25 protein-coding genes, 1 tRNA gene and 1 pseudogene are annotated in these 26,821 nt (G+C 63.8%); 11 read left to right on the forward strand and 16 right to left on the reverse strand.

What is annotated here, in order from left to right; genetic code table 11:
- Positions 1-632 precede the first annotated feature (632 nt).
- Entirely contained in the window at positions 633-1,604 is a 972-nt protein-coding gene (locus BUS12_RS33220; protein ID WP_143788524.1) for a hypothetical protein, read from the forward strand.
- 62 nt (positions 1,605-1,666) lie between these two features.
- On the opposite strand, the gene BUS12_RS33225 is transcribed toward BUS12_RS33220, so the two are convergent.
- Together BUS12_RS33225 and BUS12_RS39855 are read right to left on the reverse strand one after the other, a co-directional pair.
- Positions 1,667-1,742 (reverse strand) — tRNA-Thr (locus BUS12_RS33225).
- A 109-nt stretch (positions 1,743-1,851) separates the two neighbouring features.
- A pseudogene (locus BUS12_RS39855) lies at positions 1,852-1,965 on the reverse strand (BBE domain-containing protein); the annotation flags it as partial.
- A 158-nt stretch (positions 1,966-2,123) separates the two neighbouring features.
- On the opposite strand from BUS12_RS39855, the gene BUS12_RS33230 reads away from it, so the two are divergent.
- Positions 2,124-3,266, forward strand: coding sequence for a methyltransferase (locus tag BUS12_RS33230; protein WP_074301490.1), 1,143 nt, complete (start codon positions 2,124-2,126; stop codon positions 3,264-3,266).
- An 88-nt stretch (positions 3,267-3,354) separates the two neighbouring features.
- Here the strand turns inward: BUS12_RS33230 and BUS12_RS33235 are convergent, their stop codons facing one another.
- From BUS12_RS33235 to BUS12_RS33245, 3 genes are all read right to left on the reverse strand, one after another.
- Positions 3,355-4,632 (reverse strand): TIGR03862 family flavoprotein, encoded by a 1,278-nt coding sequence (locus tag BUS12_RS33235; protein WP_074301491.1) that lies wholly within the window; start codon positions 4,630-4,632, stop codon positions 3,355-3,357.
- Positions 4,633-4,876: 244 nt separating this feature from the next.
- Positions 4,877-6,163 carry an MFS transporter gene (locus BUS12_RS33240; RefSeq protein ID WP_074301492.1) on the reverse strand — a complete coding sequence of 429 codons (1,287 nt, stop codon included), beginning with the start codon at positions 6,161-6,163 and terminating at the stop codon, positions 4,877-4,879.
- Between the two features lie 331 nt (positions 6,164-6,494).
- Positions 6,495-6,815 carry a type II toxin-antitoxin system HicA family toxin gene (locus tag BUS12_RS33245; RefSeq protein ID WP_074301493.1) on the reverse strand — a complete coding sequence of 107 codons (321 nt, stop codon included), beginning with the start codon at positions 6,813-6,815 and terminating at the stop codon, positions 6,495-6,497.
- 391 nt (positions 6,816-7,206) lie between these two features.
- On the opposite strand from BUS12_RS33245, the gene BUS12_RS33250 reads away from it, so the two are divergent.
- Positions 7,207-8,037, forward strand: coding sequence for a class I SAM-dependent methyltransferase (locus BUS12_RS33250; RefSeq protein WP_074301494.1), 831 nt, complete (start codon positions 7,207-7,209; stop codon positions 8,035-8,037).
- A gap of 132 nt (positions 8,038-8,169) precedes the next feature.
- Here the strand turns inward: BUS12_RS33250 and BUS12_RS33255 are convergent, their stop codons facing one another.
- On the reverse strand, positions 8,170-8,736 hold the full coding sequence (locus tag BUS12_RS33255; protein ID WP_074301495.1) for a DUF1415 domain-containing protein: 567 nt from the start codon (positions 8,734-8,736) through the stop codon (positions 8,170-8,172).
- A 73-nt stretch (positions 8,737-8,809) separates the two neighbouring features.
- Positions 8,810-9,454 carry a TetR/AcrR family transcriptional regulator gene (locus BUS12_RS33260; RefSeq protein WP_074301496.1) on the reverse strand — a complete coding sequence of 215 codons (645 nt, stop codon included), beginning with the start codon at positions 9,452-9,454 and terminating at the stop codon, positions 8,810-8,812.
- A gap of 158 nt (positions 9,455-9,612) precedes the next feature.
- Here BUS12_RS33260 and BUS12_RS33265 point away from each other — a divergent pair, with 158 nt between their 5' ends.
- Positions 9,613-10,896 carry an MFS transporter gene (locus BUS12_RS33265; RefSeq protein WP_074301497.1) on the forward strand — a complete coding sequence of 428 codons (1,284 nt, stop codon included), beginning with the start codon at positions 9,613-9,615 and terminating at the stop codon, positions 10,894-10,896.
- Positions 10,897-11,069: 173 nt separating this feature from the next.
- Complete coding sequence (locus BUS12_RS33270; RefSeq protein WP_074301498.1) at positions 11,070-11,663, forward strand: nitroreductase family protein; 594 nt, start codon at positions 11,070-11,072, stop codon at positions 11,661-11,663.
- 93 nt (positions 11,664-11,756) lie between these two features.
- Here the strand turns inward: BUS12_RS33270 and BUS12_RS33275 are convergent, their stop codons facing one another.
- The gene (locus tag BUS12_RS33275; RefSeq protein ID WP_074301499.1) at positions 11,757-13,229 is read right to left on the reverse strand and encodes an MFS transporter; all 1,473 of its coding nucleotides are present in this window, start codon (positions 13,227-13,229) and stop codon (positions 11,757-11,759) included.
- A 156-nt stretch (positions 13,230-13,385) separates the two neighbouring features.
- Here BUS12_RS33275 and BUS12_RS33280 point away from each other — a divergent pair, with 156 nt between their 5' ends.
- Complete coding sequence (locus BUS12_RS33280) at positions 13,386-14,636, forward strand: Hsp70 family protein (RefSeq protein ID WP_074301500.1); 1,251 nt, start codon at positions 13,386-13,388, stop codon at positions 14,634-14,636.
- 112 nt (positions 14,637-14,748) lie between these two features.
- Here the strand turns inward: BUS12_RS33280 and BUS12_RS33285 are convergent, their stop codons facing one another.
- Positions 14,749-14,952, reverse strand: coding sequence for a cold-shock protein (locus BUS12_RS33285; RefSeq protein ID WP_007180251.1), 204 nt, complete (start codon positions 14,950-14,952; stop codon positions 14,749-14,751).
- Between the two features lie 478 nt (positions 14,953-15,430).
- Between BUS12_RS33285 and BUS12_RS33290 the strand changes: the two genes are divergently transcribed.
- Positions 15,431-17,026, forward strand: a complete 1,596-nt coding sequence (locus BUS12_RS33290) for an APC family permease (protein ID WP_074301501.1) — start codon at positions 15,431-15,433, stop codon at positions 17,024-17,026.
- A gap of 158 nt (positions 17,027-17,184) precedes the next feature.
- Here BUS12_RS33290 and BUS12_RS33295 read toward each other — a convergent pair whose 3' ends face one another.
- The 7 genes from BUS12_RS33295 to BUS12_RS33325 form a co-directional block, all read right to left on the reverse strand.
- Positions 17,185-17,970: a DODA-type extradiol aromatic ring-opening family dioxygenase gene (locus tag BUS12_RS33295; protein ID WP_074301502.1), complete on the reverse strand. Its 786-nt coding sequence runs from the start codon at positions 17,968-17,970 to the stop codon at positions 17,185-17,187.
- Between the two features lie 146 nt (positions 17,971-18,116).
- A complete protein-coding gene (locus BUS12_RS33300) occupies positions 18,117-18,719 on the reverse strand; it encodes a UbiX family flavin prenyltransferase (protein WP_074301503.1) in 603 nt (200 codons plus the stop codon).
- Positions 18,720-18,761: 42 nt separating this feature from the next.
- The gene (grxD, locus tag BUS12_RS33305; protein WP_074301504.1) at positions 18,762-19,073 is read right to left on the reverse strand and encodes a Grx4 family monothiol glutaredoxin; all 312 of its coding nucleotides are present in this window, start codon (positions 19,071-19,073) and stop codon (positions 18,762-18,764) included.
- 85 nt (positions 19,074-19,158) lie between these two features.
- Complete coding sequence (prmC, locus tag BUS12_RS33310) at positions 19,159-20,004, reverse strand: peptide chain release factor N(5)-glutamine methyltransferase (protein WP_074301505.1); 846 nt, start codon at positions 20,002-20,004, stop codon at positions 19,159-19,161.
- 40 nt (positions 20,005-20,044) lie between these two features.
- Positions 20,045-21,127 carry a peptide chain release factor 1 gene (prfA, locus tag BUS12_RS33315; RefSeq protein WP_074301506.1) on the reverse strand — a complete coding sequence of 361 codons (1,083 nt, stop codon included), beginning with the start codon at positions 21,125-21,127 and terminating at the stop codon, positions 20,045-20,047.
- Between the two features lie 120 nt (positions 21,128-21,247).
- Positions 21,248-22,534 (reverse strand): glutamyl-tRNA reductase, encoded by a 1,287-nt coding sequence (gene hemA, locus BUS12_RS33320; protein WP_074301507.1) that lies wholly within the window; start codon positions 22,532-22,534, stop codon positions 21,248-21,250.
- Positions 22,535-22,599: 65 nt separating this feature from the next.
- Positions 22,600-23,307, reverse strand: a complete 708-nt coding sequence (locus BUS12_RS33325) for a response regulator transcription factor (RefSeq protein WP_074301508.1) — start codon at positions 23,305-23,307, stop codon at positions 22,600-22,602.
- A gap of 193 nt (positions 23,308-23,500) precedes the next feature.
- Here BUS12_RS33325 and BUS12_RS33330 point away from each other — a divergent pair, with 193 nt between their 5' ends.
- From BUS12_RS33330 to BUS12_RS33345, 4 genes are read left to right on the forward strand one after another with little or no spacing between them, the layout of a single operon-like run.
- Complete coding sequence (locus tag BUS12_RS33330) at positions 23,501-23,755, forward strand: hypothetical protein (RefSeq protein WP_074301509.1); 255 nt, start codon at positions 23,501-23,503, stop codon at positions 23,753-23,755.
- A 19-nt stretch (positions 23,756-23,774) separates the two neighbouring features.
- Positions 23,775-25,589 carry an aminopeptidase P family protein gene (locus tag BUS12_RS33335; RefSeq protein ID WP_074301836.1) on the forward strand — a complete coding sequence of 605 codons (1,815 nt, stop codon included), beginning with the start codon at positions 23,775-23,777 and terminating at the stop codon, positions 25,587-25,589.
- A gap of 17 nt (positions 25,590-25,606) precedes the next feature.
- Positions 25,607-26,158 (forward strand): isochorismatase family protein, encoded by a 552-nt coding sequence (locus BUS12_RS33340; protein ID WP_074301510.1) that lies wholly within the window; start codon positions 25,607-25,609, stop codon positions 26,156-26,158.
- On the forward strand, positions 26,155-26,778 hold the full coding sequence (locus BUS12_RS33345) for an HAD family hydrolase (protein WP_074301511.1): 624 nt from the start codon (positions 26,155-26,157) through the stop codon (positions 26,776-26,778). Before BUS12_RS33340 ends, BUS12_RS33345 begins: the two co-directional genes overlap by 4 nt.
- The last annotated feature ends 43 nt before the right edge of the window (positions 26,779-26,821 follow it).

Consider the following 26,821-nt stretch of genomic DNA (forward strand, 5'->3'; position numbering starts at 1 on the left):
AACGGCTCAGTCGGGATGACTTTCGATGCTGCGAGCATTTCTCAGTGCCAGAAGGCCATACGTACTACAGGGGCAAGTTGACCTCTACAACCGGCAACTGCATCCCGAGGAGCGCATCTTGATTGCGAATGCAGCGAATGCTATTGCAAAATCGACACGCCCTTTATCCCTTTGGAATGGCTCCCCGTTTTGCCGTTGCCGGCTTATAACGACCCGTATGATTTTATGAAAAAATTTGATATCAATGCGCCGATCGAATAATTGATCCGCTTTGCAATGAAACGCTGTGGTTTTATGTAAACTGTCGCGTTGACCTGAAAAGTGGAAGCTGCGGCACCTTGCCTCATTAATCTTAGTTCTTGTATCGTGCGACGGGATACCGGTAAAGAGTAAAGGAGCAAACATCCCTTGACAGGCTCGCAGCGGACTGACCATCGTGCAGGCATTGGGACGAATGTGACGTTCGGATTCCCGTTGACCTTACAGTTTCGAGGTCGTCAATATCACGGCCTCCGAATCATTGCATTGCTGAAGTGGGAGCGGCCTCCAGGGCTGAAACGCAAGGGGATTCAGGTGCAAGTGGGACTGCCCGCACCTGGGACAACTGGTGCCACGCAGATATCGATCCAACCTTGGTTGCCAAAATCATCATGACCGATCTTCGTAGCAGTGATCCTTCAATTTTAGGCGTGTCTCCTCGCTGGCCGAGCCGCAAGATAGTTGTCAAATGGCTCGAGAAATCCAATCCTCGACCGATCGACGATCTGCTTGAATACAACAGCCGTTCCGACGCGGAAAACACGCTGAACATTCCGCCTAACTCGACATACGGCCCAGTGGGTTCCCTGCTGCGTACCAATGCTGAGTTGCTGGCGCTAACCGGGCGCCCTTGGGAACCGGCAATGTTGAACGCAACGGGGTTTCAGATGTTTGGAACGAAGTTGTATTTCTTTTGGCACGTCAAATTCCGCAGCCTGTATCCAGAGCATCCACGTCCTCTGCGGATGATGAGTTGGGAATCGATGACGGAAGTCATGGCGATGACGTTCATTCTCGGCCGCGTTCAGGAGGGTACGTATCAGGGGTATCTGACACACGCCGCTCTTAACCGGAAGTACCAATTGCAGCTGTCGTATGAAGAGCGGCATCGTCGAGTGCACGCTTTCATGCTACGGCTCTTTGCCGACTGGCGTGGCGATGTCGGCCACGAATGGCCGGCATTTGCCTATAGCGAACCCGTCTACGAAGGCATTCTGGAAAGGTGGCGTGAACCGGATGCCGATGTCCTGACGCCATGGCTGATAGCTGCCTGTGACCGGCATACGCACGAATCACAGCGCGACAGCGAAAGCAAGTTTTACGACTGTTCGGCGTTTCCACGCACGCCGCTCGAAATCCTTCTCCTGTTCCGGTTGCGCGAACTGGTCGGCTTGCAGAATCCCGACCTCTGTCACCCGTTAATGGAGTCGCCTTTTGATGCGTTGCCTGAGGCACAACCACCGTACGCTCCGGATGATCTGGTTCGCGGAACGCTTACCCGAGTGCGAGAAGATTGGACCGATTTTGACCGGTTCGTCTCCCTGGAAGCGCTAGGGGCGAGCTAGCTCACGCCGTCCAGAAAGCAAAAAGCCCGGTCACGAGGACCGGGCTAAGTGCTTGAATCGATTGGTGCCCCCTGTCTGATTCGAACAGACCACCTCATGATTACAAGTCAAGTGCTCTACCAAATGAGCTAAGGGGGCGAAAGCAGGGCGTCATTATATGACAAGCTTGGCCATTCGACTATACGTGGACTTGATTGGGCGTTTTTATGCTCGCGAGTTCCACGGCGCGACGGGCCCCGGCGATTCGTCACGTATCCATCCCAGCCGCACCCGGACGGACCCACATGGCGTGATGAAAAATGTTGTTCGGATCGTAGCGGTGCTTGACGTCCTGCAGGAACCCGTACAGTCCGCGGTCGCCCGCAGAACACGCCGCCAACGAACACCGCAGCCCGCACGCTGGACACAGGGGGTACTATTCGGGCATCAATCGGCGCCGCCGACGGTCGCACTGGCCACCCGCCGCCCATGACGCGATGTTTCGCCGCGTTATCCCGAGAAAACACTTCCTGGTTCACCATGCCTTTGCCTGCCACTCCCACAGTCCCCGCCACCATTACCTGGCCCGAAGCCGACGGCCCGCGCTCTGCCCTCTGGCGCTCGGAGGCGGCAGTGCCGCCGCCCAAACGGGTCGTCGTGGCCGATGACCGCACCACCGCGGACACCGCCTACCGCCTTGCCTGCGAAGGGACGGCGCTGCTGTGGCAAGGCGATTTCCAGAACGCCCGCCAACTGTTGCAAGCGGTGACGCGCCGCGTCGAACGCAAGCCGCGCAAGCCGGCCGAGACGTTGCTCGACGCCTTCAATTTCCACCGTCAGGCGCAGTCGCAGCGCGCCCGCACGCTGGGCATGCTGCTGATCCCGCTCGACGCCACTTACGCGATCCCCCTGCGCCGCGCGCCGGAAGTGCAGCAGGCCTGTGCGGAGACCTACGGGCCGCCGACCGACGAACCGTCCGTGGTGTCGTTGCGCGAACTGCTCGGTCTGATCGGCGCGCACGAATGGCGCAAGAAGGGCGTGGAGATTCCCGAGCTCGGCGAGCGCATTCATCCGCACTACGGCGTGTTCTCGCCGGTGCGCGGCGAGTATGTCGACCTCGTGGCGCGCACGCCGCTGCCGTCGCTGAACAAAGCGTTCGATATCGGCACCGGCACGGGCGTGCTCGCCGCCCTGCTGGCCAAACGCGGCGTGAAGAAGATCGTCGCCACCGATCAGGACCCGCGTGCGCTGGCCTGCGCGCGCGAGAATCTGACGCGCCTCGGCTATGCCCAGCAGGTCGAGGTGATCGAGGCGGATCTGTTCCCCGAGGGCCGCGCGCCGCTCGTGATCTGCAACCCGCCGTGGGTGCCGGCGCGGCCCGCGTCGCCGATCGAATACGCCGTCTACGATATGGAAAGCCGCATGCTGCTCGGCTTCCTGAACGGGCTGGCGGAACATCTGTCGCCCGGGGGCGAGGGCTGGCTGATTCTCTCGGACTTCGCCGAGCATCTCGGCCTGCGCAGCCGTGAGTTTCTGCTCGCGGCGATCGAAAAGGCGGGGCTCGTTGTGGTCGGCCGGGAAGATATCCGGCCGCGGCATCCGAAGTCGTCGGACGAGACCGATCCGTTGCATGCCGCACGCGTGGCGGAAGTGACGTCGCTGTGGCGCTTGAAGGCGCGCTAGGACGCCAAGCGTCCGCCGGTTTTTCGACGGCGGGCGCGAACCCGGCGCGTGAACCCGACGCGCGAACACCGCGTCAGCCCTGGCGGCCTCAGCTTCCTGCGCCTGCCAGATAAGCCAGCGCGCCGCGCCCCGCCACGAGCCCGCTCGCGAAGCACGCGGTGAGCAGGTAACCCCCGGTCGGGGCCTCCCAGTCGAGCATTTCGCCGGCGCAGAACACGCCCGGCACCTGCCCGATCATCAACTGCGAATCCAGCGCCTCAAAGGGAATGCCGCCCGCGCTGCTGATGGCTTCTTCAATCGGGCGCGGACGCACGAGCTTCAACGGCAACGCCTTGATCGTCTGGGCGAGGCGCGTCGCATCGGTGAAGGCCTCCTTCGAGAGCGCCTCGTGCAGCAATCCGAGCTTGACCCCGGCGAGGCCAAGGCGGCTTTGCAGATGACTCGACATCGAACGCGAGCCGCGCGGCCGGGTGACTTCGTCCAGCACGCGTTGCGCGGTGTGTCCGGGCAGGAGATCGAGCGTGATCGTCACCTCGGCATCGGCCCGTAACCGCTCGCGGATCGGCGCCGACAGCGCGTACACCAGACTGCCCTCGATGCCCGTTTCGGTGACGATGAACTCGCCTTGCCGATGCTGCACGCCGCCATCGACGTCGGTCAGCGTGATGGCTACGGGCTTCACCGGCTGTCCCGCGTAGCGCTCGCGGAAGTAGTCGCTCCAGTTGGCGTCGAAGCCGCAGTTGGCCGGACGTAGCGGCTCGACCGGCACGTCGCGTTCGCTCATCAGCGGAACCCACGCCGCATCCGAGCCAAGGCGCGGCCAGCTTGCGCCGCCGAGCGCGAACACCACGGCGTCGGCACTCACCTGCTGCTCGCCCGATGGCGTCATGAAGCGCAGCGTGGGACGCGCGCCGGCCACGGTATCCGCGACATCGTCGCTGCTCCATCCCACCCACTTGTGCCGCATGTGAAAGCGCACGCCGGCCTCTTTCAGACGATGCAGCCAGGCGCGCAGCATCGGCGCCGCTTTCATGTCGGTGGGAAACACGCGGCCCGAACTGCCCACAAAAGTTTCGACGCCGAGCTCCTGCAGCCATGTGCGCAGCGCGTCCGGGCCGAACGCCGCGAGTAGCGGGGCGATCTGCGGCTGCCTCGCGCCGTAGCGCCCGAGGAACGGCTCGAGCGGCTCCGAGTGTGTGATGTTCATGCCGCCTTTGCCCGCCATCAGGAATTTGCGCCCGACCGACGGCATCGCGTCGTATACGTCGACGCGCACGCCGCCGAGCGCCAGGGCCTCGGCGGCCATCAGCCCGGCGGGGCCGCCGCCGACTACGGCGACACAAACGGATTCAGGCAAGGTGGGCATGCTGTGCATTCGGGTGAGGGGCGAGGCGGTGGGCACGAAGGTGTGAAAAAGGCGGGGTGCGCGGCCAGCTTGCCACGGCTGGCGACGCAAAGCCCGCTATTTTCACACTGCGTGCTGCCCGGGGGCAAACGCGGCACGCGGCCGCACGACTGCCCCGCGAGGACCAACTCAAGTCATGCCCGGCATTGGACGCTATCCTGCGACCTACCTGCAACGTGCCTGGTTCTTCAACCCGCACAACGAATCAAACCGGCGAGTGCATCGTCTCCGGCTCGTTGCGTCCGTCCGGCCTGGTCGGCAAGGGCTCGATCTTGCCCACAATCACGAGATAGCTGAACGCCCCCAGAAAGCAGAATCCGCCCGCGACGATCAGCGGAATCGTGAACGAGCCCTTGGTCAGCGCGACCATCACGCCGGTGAAGGTGGTGATGACGATGCCTGCCAGGTTCGACGCGAAGTTCTGGATCCCGCTGATCGACGCGACGTGGTGCGGAGTGGGGGCGACGTCGGCGGGCAGCGACCAGATGCTCGCCGCGGCGAACGCGAGGCTGCCGTAAGCGATGCCGAAGCACGCGAGCATCAGGTACACGTCCGACGTAAAGGCCGACAGGGTAATCACCGACGACATCAGCATCCCGCCCACCATGCAGGTCTTGCGCGATGCGGTGAGGCTCCAGCCGCGCCGGTACAGCGCATCGGAGACGAACCCGCCGAGCCAGCCGCCGGGAATCGAGATCAACGCCGGAATCATCCCGAGCGTGCCGAGCGATTTGAGCGAGAAGCCGCGCGTCTGCACCAGATAGCTCGGAAACCAGGTGATGAAGAAGTAGATCACGAAGTTCAGGCAGAAGAAGCCGAGCATCATGCCCCACAGCGTGCGGTGGCGAAACAGCGACACCCAGCTCGCGTGCGGCTCGCCGGCGGGTGCCTGGCGTGGCGGCACGATATCGTCGGGGCCGGTCATGTCGCCGTGGGCGGGGCTGCGGTAGATCGCCAGCCAGCCGACAATCCACACCGCGCCGAGCAGGCCGGTGACAATGAACGACGCCTTCCACCCCGCGCTGCTGATGATCAACGCAACGACCGGAATCGACAGCGCCGAGCCGACCCGCGAGCCGCTATCGAAGATGCTGGTGGCGATGGCCCGCTGCGCCGGCTTGAACCACTGCGCGACCAGTTTCGCGCACGACGGATAGGCGCCGGCCTCGCCGATGCCGAGCATCAGACGGCAGCCGAACATCGCGCCGACGCTCGTCGTGACGGCCGTGGCGGCCGTGAACAGCGACCACCAGCCCACCGCCAGCGGCAGTGCAATGCGGGCGCCGACCCGGTCGATAAACCAGCCGAACGGCATCTGCATGAACGCATAAGTCCAGAAAAAGCCGCTCAGGATGAGGCCCATTTCTGCCGGTCCGATACCGAGCGCCTTTTCGATCTGCGGTGCGGCGACCGCGAGATTGGCCCGGTCGACGTAGTTGACGGCAATGGCCAGAAAGCACAGAAAAATCACGACCCAACGCATTTTTCTCATGACAACGTCTCCTCCGTGGGCGGCATCCGGGGTGGGGATGGCGCGGTCCGCTTCGATGCCGGGCGGGTGGGGGTGGATCGGACCTGTGCGTCGCGCTCTAGCGGCGAGACTGTTTTGTGTGCGTACTGATATCGGCCTGACCCGTTGCCGATAATAGGAGGGCGCCGCTCACCTGGTCAAGCCGGTTTGCGGATACACCAGAGGGAAGTGTCTGCGGGGAAATGCGGCTCAAATGCCACTCAAATGCCGCTCACGGCCGCAGCGCTGCTGCGCATACGGCCGTATAGGGCGGGGCGGTTCACCGGTTCATCGCCTCAGGACGGTCCGAACCTCAGCCCGGATACTCTTCGTCGACCTTGAGTCCGGCGAGCTTGAAAATCACCCGCAGCGTTTGCGGCTTGATATCGCGCCGCGACGCGAGCGTGGTCATCACGAAATCGAGCACTTTCGCGTATTTGAGCATCGTCAGACAGGTTTCGAGGTCGACGCTGCCGTCGCGCATCAACTCGGCGAGGCGCAGCATCTCCACGGAGATGTCACGCGCCATTTCCAGTTCGAGCTGCTGTTTTTCTGTCCACGCAGGTGTTGCCATCAGCTTGGTCAACAGTTCCTGGAATTTCTGTTCGGCGTTGCCGTTGGGTATCGTATCCATTGCCGCCTCAATTATTCTGAGCGCGCTTCCGGTTGAGATCGCGGCGCACTGCAGGTTACGTAACGTTCGCACCCGTGTTCCGGGTCCGACCTCCCCACACGCATGCGGTTCGCCTGAACAGGCCGGCGGCCGGCTGCGTGTCTTTGTTCTTCATGCGGCCTGCCGAGGGGCTTCGGGCCGCATGCTTCGCTTGCTGCGCGTCTCGCGTCGTGTTTTGCCTACGTTCCGCACCCTTTTCAGAGCAGGAAGTGTTCCAGGAAAAACGCGCTTCGCGCATCGTTGGCGGCAATCAATCGGTGGGTGTGCCGCGCTTTGGGTAAACTGGCAGCAACTTTTCTCTTTTTCCGTCGCCTGTCGCACGTTCGCCGTGCAATCGATGGCGGTCCGTACGATGTCCAGCAAAACTCACGAAATTCGCCCCAACCAATCCGTCGAACTGCTCAAGGAACTGCATATCCTGACGCGCGACGGCAAAATGAATCAGGACAGCCGCCGCAAGCTGAAGCAGGTCTATCACCTGTTCCAGTTCATCGAGCCGCTGCTGAAAGATCTGAAAGAAACCCAGGGCGACCTGACCCTCGTCGATCACGGCGCGGGCAAGTCATACCTTGGTTTTATCCTGTATGACCTGTTTTTCAAGGAGCAACAGGATAATTCGCACATCTACGGCATCGAGACGCGCGAAGAACTGGTGACGAGTTCCGAGGCGCTGGCGGCCCGGCTCGGCTTCAAGGGGATGTCGTTTCTGAATCTGTCGGTGGCGGAGTCGATTGGCTCGGAGCGCCTGCCGGCCACGATCGATATCGTCACGGCGCTGCACGCATGCAATACCGCGACGGACGACGCGATTCGCTTCGCCTTGCAGAAACACGCGAAGTACATCGTGGTGGTGCCCTGCTGTCAGGCCGAAGTCGCCGGCGTGCTGCGTCAGAACAAGGGCAAGTCGCTCGGCAACGCGCTGACGGAAATCTGGCGCCATCCCCTGCACACGCGGGAATTCGGCAGCCAGATCACCAACGTGCTGCGCTGTCTGCAGCTCGAGGCGCATGGCTATCAGGTGAGCGTGACCGAACTGGTGGGCTGGGAGCATTCGATGAAGAACGAACTCATCATTGCCCAGTACAAGGACTTGCCGCGCCGCCGCCCGTCGGAGCGGCTCAATGAGGTGATGGAGACGCTCGGGCTGGCGGAGCTGCGCGAGCGGTTTTTCGTCGAGGCTTGAGGCGGCCTGACGAAGACTGAGGACGGTTGGGGGGGCCTTAGGGGGCCTGACGAAGCCTCAGGAGGCCTGAAGATATTCGAGGCGGCAAGGCGAGGTGAGGTGGACCCTGTTCGCCGCCTGGAACGCGGCCGCTTACTCGTCGGCGGGCTCGTTCATCCACTTTTCCCAGCCGGCCAGTCCCAACCGCCTCAGCGTTTCCTGATTGCGTTCGTAGATGTCCGCGGCGTCGGGAAACGCCTCTACCGCGCGCTCGATGCTCGCCTCCCGCAGCAGGTGCAGGATCGGATACGGGGCCCGGTTCGTGTAGTTCTCGATATCGTCCGCCTCGCTGCCTTCGAACTGGTATTGCGGATGAAAACTCGCGATCTGCAGTTCGCCTTCGAGGCGCAATTGCCTGAGCATCCGCTCCGCAAAAAACAGACAGTCGTTGTATTCGATGAAGTCGGCGAGTGCGTGCGGGAGAATCAGCAGCGTGGTATCCACTTCGGCTGGATCGGCCTGCGCGAGCGCTTGCAACTCGGCTTCGAGATCCATCAGGACGCCTTCCAGATCGGTTGCTTCGCTGATCGCGTAGTGGATCTGGTTCTTCACGTGCACGGCCTTGGCGAACGGACACAGGTTCAGGCCGATGACCGCGCGGGTCAGCCAGTGGCGAGTCGCGGCAAGGATGGTGGCGGGGGAGTCGGTGGACGGCGGCATGGTGGGGCAACGTGCTTGAAAACGCCATTTTACCGGCGCCGCTCATTGCAACCCGCCGCCCCGGGTTGACGAGCTAGTTCGCGCCCGCTGTCTTCGAACAGGCCGCGGCGATCAACTGCGCCGCCACGCGCGGCGCGGCCAGAATCGGCCCGCAGCCCGGTCCATAGGTCTGGCTCGCGGCATACACGCCTTCGATCAGCAGCCCGAGCCCGTTGGCCAGCGCCACGGGGTCGTCGGCGCCGGCTTCGGTGGCCAGCGCGGTGATGCGCGCCATCAGACGCGCCTTGTTGCCGGCGACAAAGCGCCGTGCGGCATGGGAGGCGTCCGGAAATTCGACGGCGACGTTCACAAACGGGCACCCGCGATAGCCTTCGTTCGACGCCCGCACGGCCAGGTCGTCGAAGTACTGCACAAGCTGTCTGGCCGGCTCGCCCGGATGCTTCGCGACGCTCGCTTCGACATAGCCGAAAAACTGCGTGTCCTTGCGCTCCAGGTAAGCGAGCACCAGGTCGTCCTTCGACGAAAACTGGCGGTACAGGCTCATCTTGTTGACGCCGGCCCGCTCGACCACCGCATCGACACCCACCGCCCGCACCCCTTCCTCATAAAACAGCTCGCCCGCGGCCTGCAGCAGATGCTCCTGCGCCTGCGGCCCGGCGGTCTGGGTGCGGGCACGGCGGGTTGCCCTGGCCGGCGTAGCGGTTTCACGCTCTGACATGGTGGTCGCACACTGGGTTGTTGATGCCTTGACATGTTACCGAGCGGTAACTAAGATCGCAACACCATTGTGACTGATCTGTCACAAGTCCTTTACGAAAGCAGTAACAATAGGCGAGGCAGCGGCGTCAGGAAGACGGCGCGCCAACTGGAGATCCGATGAACTGGGCAGCGAGAATGATTGGTGGGCGCTTCCACTACGGTTGGCTGACCGTGGCGGTGGTGTTTCTGGTGTTGCTGGCCGCGGCGGGCACGCGCGCGACGCCCAGCGTGATGATGGTGCCGCTCGAGCATCAGTTCGGCTGGAGCCGGGCGACGATCTCGCTTGCGATTTCGGTGAATATCGCGCTGTACGGCTTGATGGGACCGTTCGCGGCGGCGGCGATGCAGCGCTTCGGCGTACGCCCGACGGTGCTGATCGCGCTCGCGACGATGGCGGCCGGCGTGGCGCTGTCGTCGCTGATGACGCATCCGTGGCAGATGATCCTGATCTGGGGCGTGATGGTCGGCGGTTCGACGGGTGTCGCGGCGCTGTCGCTGTCGGCGACGGTCGTGAACCGCTGGTTCACCACGCATCGCGGGTTGGTAATGGGTATCCTCACAGCCAGTTCGGCGACCGGTCAGCTGGTGTTCCTGCCCCTGCTCGCGGCGATTGCCGAGCATCACGGCTGGCGTCCGGTGGTCTGGGTGGTCGCCGGCGCGGCGGCGATCGTGTTGCCGCTGGTCGCGTTCCTGCTGCCCGAGCGCCCCGCCGACCTGACGCTGCGCCCGTTCGGCGAACCGGCCGACGCGCCGCTCAACACCCAGGTCACGAAACAGAACCCGCTGGCAATCGCCTTCGGCACGCTGGGAATGGCTAGCAAGACGCGCGATTTCTGGCTGCTGTTTTTCAGCTTCTTCATTTGCGGCGCGAGCACGAACGGCTATGTCGGCACGCATCTGATCGCGATGTGCAGCGACCACGGCTTGACCGAAGTGCAGGGCGCGTCGCTGCTGGCCGCCATGGGCATCTTCGATCTGTTCGGCACGACGCTGTCGGGTTGGCTGTCGGACCGCTTCAACAGCCGCGTGCTGCTGTTCTGGTACTACGGTCTGCGCGGCCTCTCGCTCATGTATCTGCCGCACGCGTTCGGCATCGACTTCTTCGGCCTGCCGATCTTCGCGGTGTTCTACGGTCTCGACTGGATCGCCACCGTCCCGCCTACCGTGCGTCTTGCGACCGATGTCTACGGCAAGGAAGCGGCGCCGGTCGTGTTCGGCTGGGTGGTGGCGGGACACCAGCTCGGCGCGGCCTTCGCGGCGCTCGGCGCCGGCATGCTGCGCGCGAGCCTCGGTACTTACACGGTGGCGTCGATGATCTCGGGCGGTCTGTGCCTCGTCGCATCGGTGATCGTGCTGCGTATCAACCGCGGCGAGCGTCCGGTTGTACCGCAGCCGGTGTAGGACGCGTGTAGGGCGCTAGGGGGCCGCCGGGCATTGGCGGCTCGGCTCGCGCCCTACGCAGCGCTCGAATGCGCTTTATCAGTCCGTTCTGAAGCACGCGTCGGAAAGGCCGGTTATGCTATGTGGCCCCGGGCAGCCGCCCGTCGATCATGAATTTCGACTGAGAGAAACGCATGGCCAACAAACCCGCCCCAACCGCAGTTCCCATTCATGAACTGATTGCAGGCCGCTGGAGCCCGCGCGCGTATTCGAGCGAGCCGGTCAGCCGCGAGCATCTGCATGCGGTTCTTGAAGCGGCCCGCTGGGCGCCTTCGTCGTACAACTCGCAGCCGTGGCGTTTCGTCGTGTTCGATCGCAGCACCGACGAAGTCTCGTTCAAGCGCGCCTTCGCCACCCTGGTGCCGTTCAACCAGGGCTGGAATGCACCGGCGCCGGTGCTGATCGCCGTCACCACGCACACGCTGACCAGCAAAGGTGAAGTGAACCGCTGTGCCGCCTACGATGCAGGTGCGGCGGCGATGTCGCTGGTGCTGCAAGCCCACGCGCTGGGCCTCGCGGCCCACCAGATGAGCGGCTTCGACGTCCCGGCATTCCGCAAGGCGTTTGCGATCCCCGACGATGTCGAAGTGATCGCGATGATTTCGCTTGGCCATTTCGGCGAAGTCGAGAAGCTCGACCCGGTGCTGCGCGAGCGCGAGAAGTCGGTGCGAACGCGCTTCCCGCTGGGCGAGATCGCTTATAACGGCGTGTGGAAGAAGGCATTCTGAGAGGTTGGCCGGCATGGCCCCGCTAAGCCGGTTTTAACGGCGTAGCCGGTCAGATGAGAAACGCGTGGTCCATCGGGCCGCGCGTTTTTTTATTTACTCGTCATCCGCCAGCGCGGATAACGGAGTGGCGACGCTCTCGAGCGATTTGCGCTCCGCATCGACGCCCCAGATCGCGGCTACCACCGCCGCGCCAACCATCAGCGCCGAGCCGACCAGATAGCCCGTAAAGACCGCGCTGCGCTGATGCGTATCGATCAGTCGTCCGAAGAATGCCGGCCCGGCAATGCCGCCGAGCGCGGTGCCGAACGCGTAGAACACCGCAATCGCCAGGGCGCGGATCTCTAGGGGGAACGATTCGCTCACCGTCAGATAGGCGGAACTGGCCGCTGCCGACGCGAAGAAGAAAATCACCATCCACGCGATGGTTTGCGTGGTGACGGTGAGCAGATTCTGTTCGAACAGGTAGCCGCTGATGGTGAGCAAAATGCCGGACAGCGCGTACGTGGTCGCGATCATCGCGCGGCGGCCGATCACGTCGAAGAGGCGTCCCAATACCAGCGGTCCGAGAAAATTGCCGAGTGCGAACGGCAGCAAATACCAGCCAATATGATCGCCCGGCACATGATAAAAATCCGTCAGCACCAGCGCGTAGGTGAAGAAGATCGCGTTGTAGAAGAACGCCTGCGCGGTCATCATCGACAGACCGACCAGCGCGCGACGCCGATGCAGCGTGAAGATCGCGTGGAGCACTTCGCCGGGCGGCGTGTGGTCGCGCGTGCGCAAGCGCAGACGGTGGAGGGGCTCATCCGCTAACCGATTCCCCGCCCGGCGAAAGCGCGTTTCGATCTGCTCGACGATCGTCGTGGCTTCGCGCGCCTCGTTGTGCGTGAGCAGCCAGCGCGGGCTTTCGGGCACCCAGGCGCGCATTGGCAGGATGGCGAGCGCCAGTACCGCGCCGATAAAGAAGCACGCGCGCCAGCCCCAGTCGGCGGGCAGCAGGTGCGGGTCGAGCAGCACCAGCGAACCGGCCGCGCCAATTGCAGCGCCCACCCAGAAGGTCCCGTTGATGCCGAGGTCGGTCCAGCCGCGCACGCGCGCCGGCGTGAATTCCTGGATCGTCGAGTTGATCGCCGTATACTCGCCGCCAATACCCGCCCCCGTGAGGAAGCGAAACAGCAGGAAGCTCGCCAGATTCCACGATAGCGCCGTGGCTGCGGTGGCGGCCAGATAGAGCGTCAGCGTGATGAAGAACAGCTTGCGGCGGCCGAGGCGATCGGTGAGCCAGCCGAAGCCGAGCGCGCCGAGCACGGCGCCGGCGATATAGGCGCTGCCGGTCAGGCCGACGTCGCTATTGGTAAAGTGCAGCGTCGGGCTGGCCTTCAGGGCGCTCGCCACCGCACCGGCCAGCGTGACCTCCAGGCCGTCGAGCAGCCACGTCACCCCGAGGGCGACTACGATCAGCGAATGAAACTGGCCCCACGGCAAGCGGTCGAGCCGCGAGGGCAGATCGGTTTCGATCACGGTGCTGCGTTTTTCCTGCATCGTTGCGATGGGCGGCTCGCTCATTGCGACAAGTCTCCTCATGGCGGGAAATTTGAATGGCGTATCCTGTGGAAATGAGCAATTTCCGTTCCCCCGACTTAGTTGATGCTCGCCGCGCTTTCGTGATACAAAGCCCGTCCCCTTTCTGTCCGCGCCAGCCGTGAGCGGCGATTTCCTGCCATGACCTATTGCGCGATTGACTTTGGCACCTCGAATTCGGCAGTTGCCGTGCCTGACGGCACAGCGCTACGGCTTGCGCCGGTCGAAGGTGCATACACCACGCTGCCCACCGCCGTCTTCTTCAATACCGACGAGAACACTACCGGCTACGGCCGCGCGGCGCTCGAAGCGTATATCGACGGCTTCGACGGCCGGCTGATGCGCTCGATGAAGAGCATCCTCGGCTCGCCGCTGGCGGAAAACTCGACCGACCTCGGCGACGGCTCGGCCATCAAGTACACCGACGTGATCGCGATTTTCGTCGATCACCTGAAGCGTTCCGCCGAAGCCAGCGCCGGCAGTCCGATCAGCCGTGCGGTGCTGGGCCGCCCGGTATTCTTCGTTGACGATGATCCACGCGCCGACCAGCTTGCGCAACAGCAACTGGAAGCTGCCGCGCGTTCGGTGGGCCTGAAGGAGATTCACTTCCAGTACGAGCCGATTGCCGCAGCGTTCGACTACGAGTCGCATCTGACGGCAGAAGGGCTGGTGCTGGTGGCCGACATCGGCGGCGGCACGTCGGACTTCTCGCTGGTGCGAGTCGGGCCGGAGCGCGTAAAGCGCGCCGAGCGCAAGGACGACGTGCTGGCGCATCACGGCGTGCACGTCGCCGGTACGGACTTCGACCGCCGGGTCGAGCTCGCCACCATCCTGCGGGAACTGGGCTATCAGACGCTGGATCCGGAAGGGCGCGAGATTCCGAACCGGGTCTATTTCGACCTCGCCACATGGCACCTGATCAACACGGTCTACGCCCCCAAGCGGGTCAGCGAACTGGTGCTGATGCGGCATCTGTTTACCGAGACCCGCCACCACGACCGCCTGATGCGGGTGGTCGACCGCCGTTTGGGGCACGCGCTGGCGGCGCATGCCGAAGAGGCGAAGATCGGCGTCGCCGCGGGCGGCGAGACCATGATCGATCTGGAGCTGGTGGAAGAAGATTTGCGGCTCGCCTTCGACGAGGCGCAACTGATCAAGGCGGGGCACGACGAGACGCTGCGCATCGTGCAGGCGGCGCGGGATACCGTGCAGGCGGCCGGCGTGGCGCCCCGCGACGTGGGCGCGATTTACTTCACCGGCGGTTCGACCGGCCTCGCGTTTCTTTCCGGGGCGCTGTCCGCTGCGTTTCCGGATGCGCGGCCGGTGTTCGGCGATCGCCTCGCCAGCGTCGCCACGGGCCTCGGCATTCACGCGCGGCGGCTGTTCGGTTAATCCGCAACTGCCGCTTTTCAGCCCACGCGTGTCCGCACGCGTTCGTTTTCACCAGGCATAAAAAAACCCCGCGGCGAGGCGGGGTTTTTCGCGTCCAGAAGGAAGCGCGCGCTTACACCGGCTTGATGTTAGCTGCTTGCTTGCCCTTCGGGCCCGTCTTCACTTCAAACGTAACCTTTTGGTTTTCTTGCAGCGTCTTGAAGCCTTCCGTGCGGATTTCCGAGAAATGCGCGAACAGATCTTCGCCGCCGCCGTCGGGAGTGATGAAGCCAAAGCCCTTTGCGTCATTGAACCACTTGACGGTACCGGTTTCCATATTACTTGTTCCTAAAGATGGTAAATAAGGCCGAAGCCCAGAGGGTGCATGAAAATCAAGGAAGGGGGTAATGGGACCAACCGGAGTACCGTTGATGGGCGAACTACGAAAGACCAATTCACTCGCCGCTTGAAATCCTGCCCGAACGTTATACGGCGATTTTGAGAGAAGGTCAACAGTATCCACACATCTTTACAAGGTTTTTAGGGCCAGGCGCAGGGGTCCGACAAAACTTGCCGTCCCTTTAATTTTTTGCTAGGGATAACCCTAGCTTCGCTGCAATCTGGCGGTGCAACCGTTAAACTACGCGCCGCGCCAGGGTTGCACCTGATTCTCGGTATAAGCCCTCGCCCATCATGGCCGTCACCCCGTCTTCAGCGTCACAAGCAATGCCGCGGTGCCGACATGTTTCAGACCGCAACTGCATGGGACCGGAGTAAGCGTTGAGGCGCTAACTCTGGTCGACATAGGAGAAGACGTGAAAGGTTCTATTCAACGGAACATTGGCCCGTTCGCGCTGTTGCTGACCGGCCTGGGTTCGATCATCGGATCGGGCTGGCTGTTCGGCGCGTGGAAAGCGGCAAAAATTGCAGGCCCGGCAGCCATTTGCGCCTGGATCATCGGCGCCGTGGTGATTCTGGCGATTGCACTGACCTACGCCGAGCTTGGCGCCATGTTCCCCGAGTCGGGCGGCATGGTGCGCTACGCGCGCTATTCGCACGGCGCGCTTGTCGGCTTCATCAGCGCATGGGCCAACTGGATCGCCATCGTCTCGGTGATTCCGATTGAAGCAGAAGCGTCGATTCAATACATGAGTACCTGGCCGTATCCATGGGCGCATGCATTGTTCGTCAATGGGTCATTAACCACTAATGGGTTATTACTCTCGGCGATCCTCGTCATTATCTATTTCATGCTGAACTATTGGGGTGTGAAGCTGTTTGCGCGCGCCAATACGACAATCACGATCTTCAAGTTTCTGATTCCCGCCGCAACGATTGCCGGCCTGATGGCCACGGGTTTCCATCACGAGAACTTCGGCGAGGCGAGCACCTTCGCTCCGTACGGCTGGTCGGCGGTGTTCACGGCGGTGGCGACGAGCGGTATCGTGTTCGCGTTCAACGGTTTCCAGAGCCCGATCAACCTGGCTGGCGAAGCGCGTAACCCGTCGCGCAGCGTGCCGTTCGCGGTGATTGGCTCGATCCTGCTGGCGCTGGTGATCTACGTGCTGCTGCAGATTGCGTATATCGGCGCGGTGAATCCGGCTGACGTGCTGAAGGGCTGGAGCCACTTCAGCTTTGCGTCGCCGTTCGCCGAACTGGCGCTTGCACTGAACCTGAACTGGCTGGCGTTCCTGCTGTACGTCGACGCGTTCGTCAGCCCGAGCGGCACGGGCACGACCTACATGGCGACGACGAGCCGCATGATCTACGCCATGGAACGCAACAACACCATGCCGAAGATGTTCGGCAACGTGCACCCGATCTACGGCGTGCCGCGTCAGGCGATGTGGTTCAACCTGCTGGTTTCGTTCATCTTCCTGTTCTTCTTCCGCGGCTGGAGCTCGCTGGCGGCCGTGATTTCGGTGGCGACGGTGATTTCGTACCTGACGGGTCCGATCAGCCTGATGGCGCTGCGCCGCGCGGCAACCGATCTGGACCGTCCGCTGCATATCCCCGGCATGAAGATCATTGCGCCGTTCGCTTTCGTCTGCGCGTCGATGGTGCTGTTCTGGGCGAAGTGGCCGCTGACGGGCGAAATCATCCTGCTGATGATCGTCGCGCTGCCGGTGTACTTCTACTTCCAGGCGAAGTCGGGCTTTGCCGGCTATCAGCGCGACCTGAAGGCCGCGTGGTGGCTGGTGGCTTACTTGCCGGTGATGGCGATCCTGTCGCTGATCGGCAGCAAGCAGTTCGGCGGCCATAACATCCTGCCGTACGGCTGGGACATGCTGGTTGTGGCCGTGGTTGCGCTGGGTTTCTATTACTGGGGCGTGAACGCGGGCTATCGCAGCGACTACCTCGATGAGCGTCAGGTCCATGACGAAGTACTCGAAGGGATGGGCGCGCATTAAGCGCTCGCGCTGTCCAAGCTTCGCCCCGGACGCGGTTCCGGGATGCAGAAAGCCCGCCTGTTAAATCAGGCGGGTTTTTTTTATGGCTTTGCGGGGCGCCCTGCGGCGCTGGGCGGTACAGGTACCGATGGCGCGCCCCGTGCGCCGCCGGTCGCCGCTTACGCCGTGCCGAACACGTAGTTCGTCATCGCCAGCGCCTTCTGATACGTCCCGAGCGACTGGATCCCGAGCGTGTAGTCGTCGTCCGCAGCGCCGAGCGCGGCGAACACCGGCAGCAGATGCTCGTCGGTCGGGTGCATCAGCGCCGCGTGCGGCGCCTGGAGCCGATAGTCGAGCAGCGCGTCGGTATCGTGCGCGGCCAGCTTCGTTTCGAACCAGTCGGTGAATTCCAAGACGCGCGGGTCGGCGTCTTCCGGCCGGGCGGAGAAGTCGGCGGCGCGCAGATTGTGCGTGATCTGGCCGGAGCCGATCACCATCACGCCGTCATCCTTCAGCGCCCGCAAGGCACGACCGACGCGAAAGTGATGAGCGGCGTCCCTATGCGGCTGGATCGACAACTGAGCCACCGGCACATCCGCGTGCGGAAACATCAGCAGCATGGGCACCCACGCGCCGTGATCGAGACCGTGCGACTGGGTGTCGGCCACCAGCCCGTGCTCGTTGAGCAGCACGGCGGCCCGTCGCGCGACATCCGGCGCACCCGGCGCCGGGTACTGGATCTCATACAGCTGGCGGGGAAAGCCGTAAAAGTCGTGAATCGTCTCCGGCCGGTCGGCCGTGCTCGCCAGCGGCTGGGCGGTGCCCCAATGAGCCGACAGCATCAGGATGGCTTCAGGACGCGGCACCTGGGTGGAGAGCGCGGCGAATTCGGCTCGTGGCATGGACGGATCGATCGGCAGCGTGGGAGCGCCGTGAGACAGGAACAGCGACGGCAAGCGGGTCATGGCAGCGAAGTCCGCAGCGGGTGCGGCTCGTAAGTTGGGTTGCTACCAATATACGGGCGTACTGCCGTTTGATAAACGGCTGAAACCGGATTTGATTGTGTCGCCAGCATTGTTAATCCGCGGTTTGCGGCGGCCGGCGCCAGGCCTTATTCGGCTGACGCGTCGCGCAGTCCCGGCCATGCTGCCGCGAGCGCCGGTCCCAGCGCGAACAGGTCCAGCACGCGCTCGACGGTGTGATCGACCATTTCGTCGATCGAGGCCGGCTGGTTGTAGAAGGCGGGCAGCGGCGGAAAGACGATGCCGCCCATTTCGGTGACGGCGGTCATGTTGCGCAGATGCGCGAGGTTAAACGGTGTTTCGCGCACCATCAGCACGAGGCGGCGGCGCTCCTTGAGCGTGACGTCGGCGGCGCGGGTGATCAGATTGTCCGACAGGCCGTGTGCGACGCTGGCCAAGGTTTTCATCGAGCAGGGCGCGACGATCATGCCGTCGGTCGTAAACGAGCCGGATGCGATGCTCGCGCCCACGTCGCGCACCGAATGGACGACATCCGCGAGCGCATGCAGGTCTTCTTTGCTGAGCTGGAGTTCGTGCTGGATGTTGAGCCAGCCGGCGCTGGAGATCAGCAGGTGGCTTTCCACTCCGCCCAGTTTGCGCAGCGTTTCAAGCAAACGGACGCCGTAGATGGCGCCCGTTGCGCCGGTGATCGCGATGATCAGCCGGCGAGGCGCCGCAGCGCGTGTTTCCATGGCTCGCGGCACCGGGTTGCGTCTACTGAACGGGCTGAACGATCAGGCTGCAGCAAACAGTTGCTGCAGTTCGCCGTTCTGATACATCTCCATCATGATGTCCGAGCCGCCGATGAACTCGCCCTTCACGTAGAGCTGCGGAATGGTCGGCCAGTTGGAGAATTCCTTGATGCCCTGGCGGACTTCGTCGTCTTCGAGGACGTTGACGGTCTTGATCGTGTCGACGCCGCACGCCTTCAGGATCTGAATGGCGCGGCCCGAAAAGCCGCACATCGGAAACTGCGCAGTACCCTTCATGAAGAGGACGACGGCATTTTCGTCGACGATTTGCTTGATGCGTTGTTGCGTATCCATGACTGACCTTGCGGTTCCGGAATAAGGGGGAGATAGATTGAAATGATAGCGGATTTCGCCCGGACAGGCGGGCGGCGCTCCGGCGTCACACGTTCGCGTGCCACGAACCGCCGCTGATCCGTTCGATGCCGGCAAGATCGCGCTCCGAGCGCACGTCGGAGAAGCCTGCCTGGTCGAGCAGGGTGCGTACCGCGGCGGCCTGATCGTAGCCGTGTTCGAGCCAGAGCACGCCGCCGCGCTCCGCGAAGCGCGCGGGCGCATCGGCGACGATGGCGCGGATCGCGCTTAAGCCGTCGGCTTCGTCGGTCAACGCGCCGCGCGGTTCGAAGCGCAGATCGCCTTCGGACAGATGCGGGTCGCCACTGGCGATATACGGCGGATTGCTGACGATCACGTCAAAGTGCAGGGCGGGATCGAGCGCGTCGTACCAGTCGCTGCGCGCCAACTGCAGCGGGCCGCCGTGACGTGTCGCATCCAGTAGCCGCGCGGCGTTGCGGGTCGCGACGGCCAGCGCGTCGGCCGAGCGGTCTACGGCCCAGACCTGCGCGTCGGGCCTGACCGAGGCAAGGGCGACCGCAATCGCGCCGGTGCCGGTGCCGAGGTCGAGTACCCGCGGCCGCGTCAGGCCCTCGAGCGCGGCGAGCGCGGTCTCGACCAGCAATTCGGTTTCTGGCCGCGGGATCAGCACATCCGGCGTGACTTCGAACTCGAGCCCGAAGAACTCCCGCGCGCCGACCAGTTGCGCGACGGGCTCGCCTGCCAGACGCCGCGCTGCCAGCGCCTGATAGCGGGCCACGAGCGCGGCGTCGAGCGGCTCGTCGCTGCGCGTGATCAGCTCCGTGCGGCGCCAGCCCAGCACGTGCCCGAGCAGGATGCGCGCTTCGAGCGGCGGCAAAGCGGAGGCGCGTAACAGGGCGGCGGCGTTGTCCATGGCGGCGTGATGGGTGCGTGCGAGCGGCGTACGGTGGCGCTTAGTCCGCGTCGCCGAGCGAGGCCAGCAGCTCGGCCTGATGCTCGCTGACCAGGGCGGCGATCAGTTCGTCGAGATCGCCGTCCATGATCGATTCGAGGCGATACAGCGTCAGGTTGATACGGTGATCCGTGAGCCGCCCTTGCGGGAAGTTATAGGTGCGAATGCGCTCGGAGCGGTCGCCCGAGCCGATCAGGCTCTTGCGGGTCGCGGCTTCCTTGGCGTGCTGCTCGTGGTACTGCTTGTCCTTGATGCGCGCGGCGAGGACCTTCAGCGCGCGGTCCTTGTTCTTGTGCTGCGAGCGGTCGTCCTGACATTCGACGACGATGCCGGTGGGCAAGTGCGTGACCCGCACGGCCGAATCGGTCTTGTTGATGTGCTGGCCGCCCGCGCCGGAGGCGCGGAACGTATCGATGCGCAAGTCGGCGGGATTGATCTCGACCTCGCCGATTTCATCCGCTTCGGGCATCACCGCAACCGTGCAGGCGGACGTGTGAATCCGGCCCTGGGTTTCAGTGGCCGGCACGCGCTGCACGCGGTGGCCGCCGGACTCGAACTTGAGCTTCGAATACGCCGCTTCGCCGGCGATTCGCACGATTGCTTCCTTGTAGCCGCCCAGATCCGATTCGCTCGCCGACATCATTTCGACCGTCCAGCGGTTGCGTTCGGCGAAGCGCAGATACATCCGCAGCAGATCGCCCGCGAACAGCGCCGATTCGTCGCCGCCGGTGCCCGCGCGGATTTCGAGGAAGATGTTGCGGTCGTCGTTGGGGTCTTTCGGCAGCAGCATTTTCTGCAGTTCGGCGCCGAGCTTGTCCATCCGTTCGCGTGCCGCGCGGATCTCGTCTTCGGCGAAGTCGCGCATCGACGCGTCGGCCAGCAGTTCCTGCGCGGTGAGCGCGTCGTTGCTGGCCTGGCGCCATAGCGCGTAATGTTCGACCACCGGCCCCAGCTCCGCGTGCTCACGCGTGAGCTTGCGGTATTGGTCGAGATTCGCGGTGATGTCTTCGCGGCTCAACAGGTCGTTCAGTTCGGCCAGCCGGGTAGTGAGCTGGTCGAGCTTGCTTTGCATGCTCGTTTTCATCGGACGGTACGGAGCGGGCTCCGGAAAGGACGGCGTAACTGGGGAGGCGGGCGCAGGCCCTGGAAGTCGGCGCCGGCCTGCCGAAACCACCTGGCAAGGCTGCGCGCAGCGGCAGCGCCGCTAACGTTCCGAAGAGTCGGAGTGTTTGTAGAAACCGCCCATCAGTTCGATGAGCTTATCGCGATTCTCACTGCTGGCGCGATTGAGTGCGTGCGTCGGACCATGGATCAGCTTGTTGGTCAGCGCTTGCGAAAGGGCTTCGATCACGGCGGCCGGATCGTCGCCGCGGGCGAGCGCCTTTTGCGCGCGTTCGACTTCGGCGCGGCGCAGCAGGTCGGCCTGGGTGTGCATATGGCGGATCACCGGCACGATGCTGCGCGCGTCGAGCCACTGCATGAAGTTCTGCACGCGCGTTTCGATGATCGCTTCGGCCTGGGCGACGGCCGCCTGGCGCGAGGCATTGCCTTCGCGCACGATGGCGCCGAGGTCGTCGACGGTATAGAGAAACACGTCTTCGAGCTTGCCGACTTCGGGTTCAATGTCGCGCGGCACGGCCAGATCGACCATGAAAATGGGCCGGTGGCGGCGCGCTTTCACAGCACGTTCGACTGCGCCGAGGCCGATGATCGGCAAGGTGGACGCCGTGCACGAGACGATGATGTCGAACTCGTGCATGCGTGCCGGCAAATCCGCCAGGGGGATGGCCCGGCCGTTGAAGCGTTCGGCGAGCCGCGCGCCGCGCTCGGCGGTGCGGTTTGCCACCACCAGCTCGCGCGGCTGCTGGGCCGCGAAGTGGGTCGCGCACAGCTCGATCATCTCGCCCGCGCCGATGAACAGCACGCGCTGGTTGGCCACCTTGTCGAAAATGCGCTGCGCGAGCCGCACGGCCGCGGCGGCCATGGAAACCGATTGGGCCCCGATCTCCGTGGTACTGCGCACTTCCTTCGCCACCGCGAAGGTGCGCTGGAACAACTGGTTCAGATAGGTGCCGAGCGCGCCGGCTTCGGACGCGGTACGCACCGCATCCTTCATTTGTCCGACGATCTGCGTCTCGCCGAGCACCATGGAATCGAGCCCCGACGCAACCCGAAACGCGTGGCGCACCGCTTCCGACTGCGGCAAGGCGTACACATGCGGCGCGAGTTCGCTGACCGGCAGGTTGTGATAGCGCGAGAACCACTGGATGGCCGCTTCGCGGACCGCATGGTCGTCGGTGGCGCAGTAGAGCTCGGTGCGGTTGCAGGTGGAGAGGATTGCCGCTTCAGGCGCGGTCCGGGCGGTGGCGCCGAGCCAGATGTCCTTGAAGGTCGCGAGCGCTGGCTTGATCTGTTCGAGCGGAAACGCCACGCGTTCGCGCAAGGCGACGGGCGCGGTGTGGTGATTGATTCCGATCGTTAGAAGCTGCATATGCGGGGCTATGGTTTAGCCCAATATTATAGCGTTTTCGCAATTTCTTCATTCTGCCTACCACTTTAGCCGCCCGCGCCGCCCTCCGGCGGGACCGCGTCAAGCTGGTAGCCGTAGCCGTAGAGCGGCGTCAGGCAATAGCCGTGCTCGGGTCGCAACTGCAATTTGGTCCGCACCCGCGACGCGTGCGTGTCGAGCGTGCGCGACCTTACGTCGCGCTGACGCGTCCATATTGTCTCGAGGATGTGGACGCGCGACACCGGCCGCGACACATTATTGAATAGTAGCAGCGCGAAACGGAATTCCTTGGGGGTTAGTGCCACTGTCTGTCCGTGGAATGTAACGGTAAAGTGCGCGGCGTCGAATACGTAGCCGCCGAACACGTCGCGCCTGCGGTTGGGCGGGCGGCGCAGACCGGCGCGGCGCAGCAGGGCCTCGACGCGGGCCAGCATTTCCGGACCGCGTACCGGTTTCGTCAGACAATCGTCGGCACCGGCGTGCAATGCTGCGACAATCTCGCTTTCGCGTGGCGACGACATCAGCATGATGACGGGAAGGCTGGGGAGAATGCCGCGGGCGCGGGGAATGACGTCTTCGGCGGGGCGGTCGCCTGCCCAACTATCGGTCAGCAGGAGATCGAAGAAGTGGCTGGACGCGCTGGCGAGAAACGGCGTGCTGGCAATGAAATGCTGACAGGTATGGCCGCCGGCGAAGATGAGCCGGTCGACCAGTTCCGCGTGCCGCACGTCCGGCTCGATGAGGGCGATTCGCATAGAACGCGCTTTCAGCGTGGCGGGCGAGGGTGGCAAACCTTACGGCTTGCCTAAATGTGACCCCGGCCCCTAAACTCAACCGCTACGCGGAAAGCGCCGTGCTGACCTTTATAGTTAACGAGACAAAAATGCTAGCTGCCCGAACGCTTGAAGCCTATGAGAAGAGTCCGAAAGTGAGTGAGGTTCCCCACTGATGGGATGGCCAGGTATCGTGTTATTGGGTGTGGTGATCGGCCTCGCGGGCTGGTGGCTGCATCCGCTGCGGCGGACAAGCCGCGCACGTGTCTGGGTGGCGCTGCTGGCCGGTGTGCTGGGCGCAGCGTTGGCCCGCCTGGCCGGCAACGTAGTGGGTCTCTTCCATGATGGTGATACGCTCGAATGGCCGGTATGTACGGCTGTTGCGCTGATTGCCGTTGCCGTGACGGTCGGCTTGTTCTCCCGTCGATGAACATATGCAGGTGAATCCGATGAATGCCCGACTTCCCGAAACCTCCTCTATTCCTGAGCGTATTGCTCACCTGCGCGGCGCGATGGCGCGCGAAGGCCTCGCGGCCTATCTGGTTCCGTCCGCCGATCCGCACCTGTCCGAATATTTGCCCGGACGCTGGCAAGGCCGGCAATGGTTATCGGGTTTTACCGGCTCGGCCGGCACGCTGGTCGTTACGGACGGCTTTGCCGGCGTCTGGACCGACAGCCGTTATTGGGAGCAGGCCGACGCGCAATTGGCCGGCACCGGCGTCGAATTGATGAAAATGATGGCCGGACAGCAGTCGCAACCGCACTTCGAATGGCTGGCGCAGAACCTGCCGGCCGGCAGCACCGTCGGTGTCGACGGCGCGGTGCTGGGTCTCGCCGCGGCCCGCGCGCTGACCTCGGCGTTGAGCGCGCGCGGCGTGAAGCTGCGCACGGATGTCGATCTGTTCGACGCAATCTGGCTCCAGCGTCCGACGCTGCCCACCGAAACGGTGTTCGAGCACGCTGCGCCGCATGCGACGGTCGCGCGCTCGGACAAGCTCGAGCAGATTCGCCGCGCGATGCAGGAAAAAGGCGCGCAATGGCACTTCGTTTCGACGCTCGACGACCTCGCGTGGCTGTTCAACCTGCGCGGCGCCGACGTCAGCTACAACCCGGTGTTCGTCGCGCATGCGCTGATCGGGCTGGAGCGCGTCTCGCTGTTCGTCGCCGAAGGCAAGGTGCCGCGCGCGCTGGCTGAAGCGCTCGCGCGCGACGGTATCCATGTCGAATCGTATGACAAGACGGCCGATGCGCTCGCCGCGCTGCCGGGCGGCACCACGCTGCTGATCGACCCGCGCCGGATCACGTTCGGTCTGCTGCAATCGGTGCCTTCCACGGTGAAGATCGTCGAGTCGGTGAATCCGTCCACCTTCCTCAAGTCGCGCAAGACCGAGGCGGACGCCGAACACGTGCGCGCCACCATGGACCAGGACGGCGCGGCGCTGGCCGAATTCTTCGCCTGGTTCGAAGGCGCACTGGGCCGCGAGACGATGACCGAACTCACCGTCGACGAACGCCTCACGGCGGCACGCGCGCGGCGTCCGGACTACATCTCGCTGAGCTTTGCGACCATCGCCGGCTTCAACGCGAACGGCGCGATGCCGCACTATCGCGCCACCGCCGCGTCGCACTCGATCCTCGAAGGCAACGGTCTGCTGCTGATCGATTCGGGCGCCCAATATTTGAGCGGCACGACCGACATCACGCGCGTCCTGCCTATCGGCACGCTGAGCGACGCGCAGCGGCGCGATTGCACGCTGGTGCTGAAAGGCATGATGGCGCTCTCGCGGGCGCGGTTTCCGCGCGGCATCCGCTCGCCGATGCTGGACTCGATCGCGCGTGCGCCGATCTGGGAAGCGGGCGCGGACTACGGTCACGGCACGGGGCATGGCGTCGGCTATTTCCTGAACGTGCACGAAGGCCCGCAGATCATTTCTCACTACGCGCCGGCTGAACCGTGGACGGCCATGGAAGAGGGCATGATCACCTCGGTCGAGCCGGGCATTTACCGGCCGGGTAAATGGGGCGTGCGGATCGAGAACCTGGTGCTCAACCGCGCGGCGGAAAAGACCGAGTTCGGCGATTTCCTGAAGTTCGAGACGCTCACGATGTGCCCGATCGATACGCGCTGCTTCGACCTGTCGATGCTGCGCGAGGACGAGCGCGCGTGGCTCAACGCGTATCACGAGACGGTGCGCGCACGCATTGCGCCGCATGTGTCGGGCGAGGCGAAGGCCTGGCTCGAAACGCGGACGCAAGCGATTTAAGCCGAGGAGGGCGAGCGATGCCAGGCGTGGCGGTGGTGGTGATCGATGTGCAAGAGGCATTCTTCTCCGGGCCGAACGCAGCGTATCGCGGCGCGGAGGTGATCGACGGGATCAACCGTCTGACCGCCGCGGCGCGCGCCGCCGGGGCGCCGGTTTTCATCGTCCAGCACGACGAAGAGGGTGACCCGGAAGTCGAGCACGGCAGCGCGGGCTGGCAACTGCCCGCCTCCCTCGTGCGTACCGGTGACGATATCCTCGTGCGCAAATCGGTCGGCGATTCGTTTCACGAAACGCCGCTCAAGGCGCATCTCGATCGGCTGGGCGTCGACCGTCTGCTGATCTGCGGGTATGCGACCGAATTTTGCGTCAATACCGGCGCGCGCCGAGCCGCCCTGCTGGGGTATCGGACTACGATCGTCTCCGATCTCCATACCACCCAGCACACCTCCGAACTCACCCCTGAACAGGTCGTCGCGCACTACAACCTCGTGTGGACGCATTCCTCCCTGTCGGGCAACCGGGTTTCGGTGAGGCCGCTCGCCGAGGTCCTGGCAACGGAGCTCGCATGAGCATCAAAGCCGTGGTGTTCGATTTCGGCGGCGTGCTGATCGACTGGAGCCCGGAATATCTGTTTCGCGAACTGATTCCGGACGAGACGGAGCGTCGCTGGTTTCTGACGCACGTCTGCTCGATGGAGTGGGTGATCCGTCAGGATGGGGGCCAGCCGATTGCGGAAGGTACCGCCGAACTGGTTGCCCGGTTTCCCGATCACGAGCCGCTGATTCGCGCCTTTTATGAGCGCTGGCACGAGATGATCGGCGGTGTGCTCGAGGGCGGCGTGGCGACGCTCGACAAGCTCGACGCGGCAGGCGTGCCGCTGTTCGGTCTCACCAACTGGTCGGACGAGACGTTTCCCTATGCGTGGGAGCATTTCCCGGTGCTGCGACGGTTTCGCGACATCGTGGTGTCCGGCCGCGTGAAGCTCGTGAAGCCGGATCCGGCGATCTTCGCTGAGATGCGCCGGCGTATCGAGGCGCAACTGCCCGGCATCGAAGCGCACGAACTCGTGTTCATCGACGATAACCTCAAGAACGCCGAGGCCGCGACCGCGCTCGGCTGGCACGGCGTGCATCACACGTCCGCGGCGCAGACCGAAGCGAAGCTGCGCGAACTGGGTCTGCCGGTCTGATTCTGGTTGGATTCCGCTAGTCCGGGCCGGTCGGCCCGGACCA

This window comes from Paraburkholderia phenazinium, from assembly GCF_900142845.1.
Classification (GTDB): Bacteria; Pseudomonadota; Gammaproteobacteria; order Burkholderiales; family Burkholderiaceae; genus Paraburkholderia; species Paraburkholderia phenazinium_A.

What these genes read in the sequence shown, in the direction of transcription:
- BUS12_RS33270 (WP_074301498.1), top strand. Translation starts at nt 11,070, where the DNA reads ATGGCCAACAAACCCGCCCCAACCGCAGTTCCCATTCATGAACTGATT.
- BUS12_RS33280 (WP_074301500.1), top strand. Translation starts at nt 13,386, where the DNA reads ATGACCTATTGCGCGATTGACTTTGGCACCTCGAATTCGGCAGTTGCC.
- prfA (WP_074301506.1), bottom strand. Translation starts at nt 21,127, where the DNA reads ATGAAAACGAGCATGCAAAGCAAGCTCGACCAGCTCACTACCCGGCTG.
- BUS12_RS33325 (WP_074301508.1), bottom strand. Translation starts at nt 23,307, where the DNA reads ATGCGAATCGCCCTCATCGAGCCGGACGTGCGGCACGCGGAACTGGTC.
- BUS12_RS33345 (WP_074301511.1), top strand. Translation starts at nt 26,155, where the DNA reads ATGAGCATCAAAGCCGTGGTGTTCGATTTCGGCGGCGTGCTGATCGAC.
- grxD (WP_074301504.1), bottom strand. Translation starts at nt 19,073, where the DNA reads ATGGATACGCAACAACGCATCAAGCAAATCGTCGACGAAAATGCCGTC.
- BUS12_RS33250 (WP_074301494.1), top strand. Translation starts at nt 7,207, where the DNA reads ATGTCCAGCAAAACTCACGAAATTCGCCCCAACCAATCCGTCGAACTG.
- BUS12_RS33235 (WP_074301491.1), bottom strand. Translation starts at nt 4,632, where the DNA reads ATGCCCACCTTGCCTGAATCCGTTTGTGTCGCCGTAGTCGGCGGCGGC.
- BUS12_RS33295 (WP_074301502.1), bottom strand. Translation starts at nt 17,970, where the DNA reads ATGACCCGCTTGCCGTCGCTGTTCCTGTCTCACGGCGCTCCCACGCTG.
- BUS12_RS33275 (WP_074301499.1), bottom strand. Translation starts at nt 13,229, where the DNA reads ATGAGCGAGCCGCCCATCGCAACGATGCAGGAAAAACGCAGCACCGTG.
- BUS12_RS33255 (WP_074301495.1), bottom strand. Translation starts at nt 8,736, where the DNA reads ATGCCGCCGTCCACCGACTCCCCCGCCACCATCCTTGCCGCGACTCGC.
- BUS12_RS33245 (WP_074301493.1), bottom strand. Translation starts at nt 6,815, where the DNA reads ATGGATACGATACCCAACGGCAACGCCGAACAGAAATTCCAGGAACTG.
- BUS12_RS33300 (WP_074301503.1), bottom strand. Translation starts at nt 18,719, where the DNA reads ATGGAAACACGCGCTGCGGCGCCTCGCCGGCTGATCATCGCGATCACC.
- prmC (WP_074301505.1), bottom strand. Translation starts at nt 20,004, where the DNA reads ATGGACAACGCCGCCGCCCTGTTACGCGCCTCCGCTTTGCCGCCGCTC.
- BUS12_RS33335 (WP_074301836.1), top strand. Translation starts at nt 23,775, where the DNA reads ATGAATGCCCGACTTCCCGAAACCTCCTCTATTCCTGAGCGTATTGCT.
- BUS12_RS33285 (WP_007180251.1), bottom strand. Translation starts at nt 14,952, where the DNA reads ATGGAAACCGGTACCGTCAAGTGGTTCAATGACGCAAAGGGCTTTGGC.
- BUS12_RS33265 (WP_074301497.1), top strand. Translation starts at nt 9,613, where the DNA reads ATGAACTGGGCAGCGAGAATGATTGGTGGGCGCTTCCACTACGGTTGG.
- hemA (WP_074301507.1), bottom strand. Translation starts at nt 22,534, where the DNA reads ATGCAGCTTCTAACGATCGGAATCAATCACCACACCGCGCCCGTCGCC.
- BUS12_RS33340 (WP_074301510.1), top strand. Translation starts at nt 25,607, where the DNA reads ATGCCAGGCGTGGCGGTGGTGGTGATCGATGTGCAAGAGGCATTCTTC.
- BUS12_RS33330 (WP_074301509.1), top strand. Translation starts at nt 23,501, where the DNA reads ATGGGATGGCCAGGTATCGTGTTATTGGGTGTGGTGATCGGCCTCGCG.
- BUS12_RS33240 (WP_074301492.1), bottom strand. Translation starts at nt 6,163, where the DNA reads ATGAGAAAAATGCGTTGGGTCGTGATTTTTCTGTGCTTTCTGGCCATT.
- BUS12_RS33260 (WP_074301496.1), bottom strand. Translation starts at nt 9,454, where the DNA reads ATGTCAGAGCGTGAAACCGCTACGCCGGCCAGGGCAACCCGCCGTGCC.
- BUS12_RS33230 (WP_074301490.1), top strand. Translation starts at nt 2,124, where the DNA reads ATGCCTTTGCCTGCCACTCCCACAGTCCCCGCCACCATTACCTGGCCC.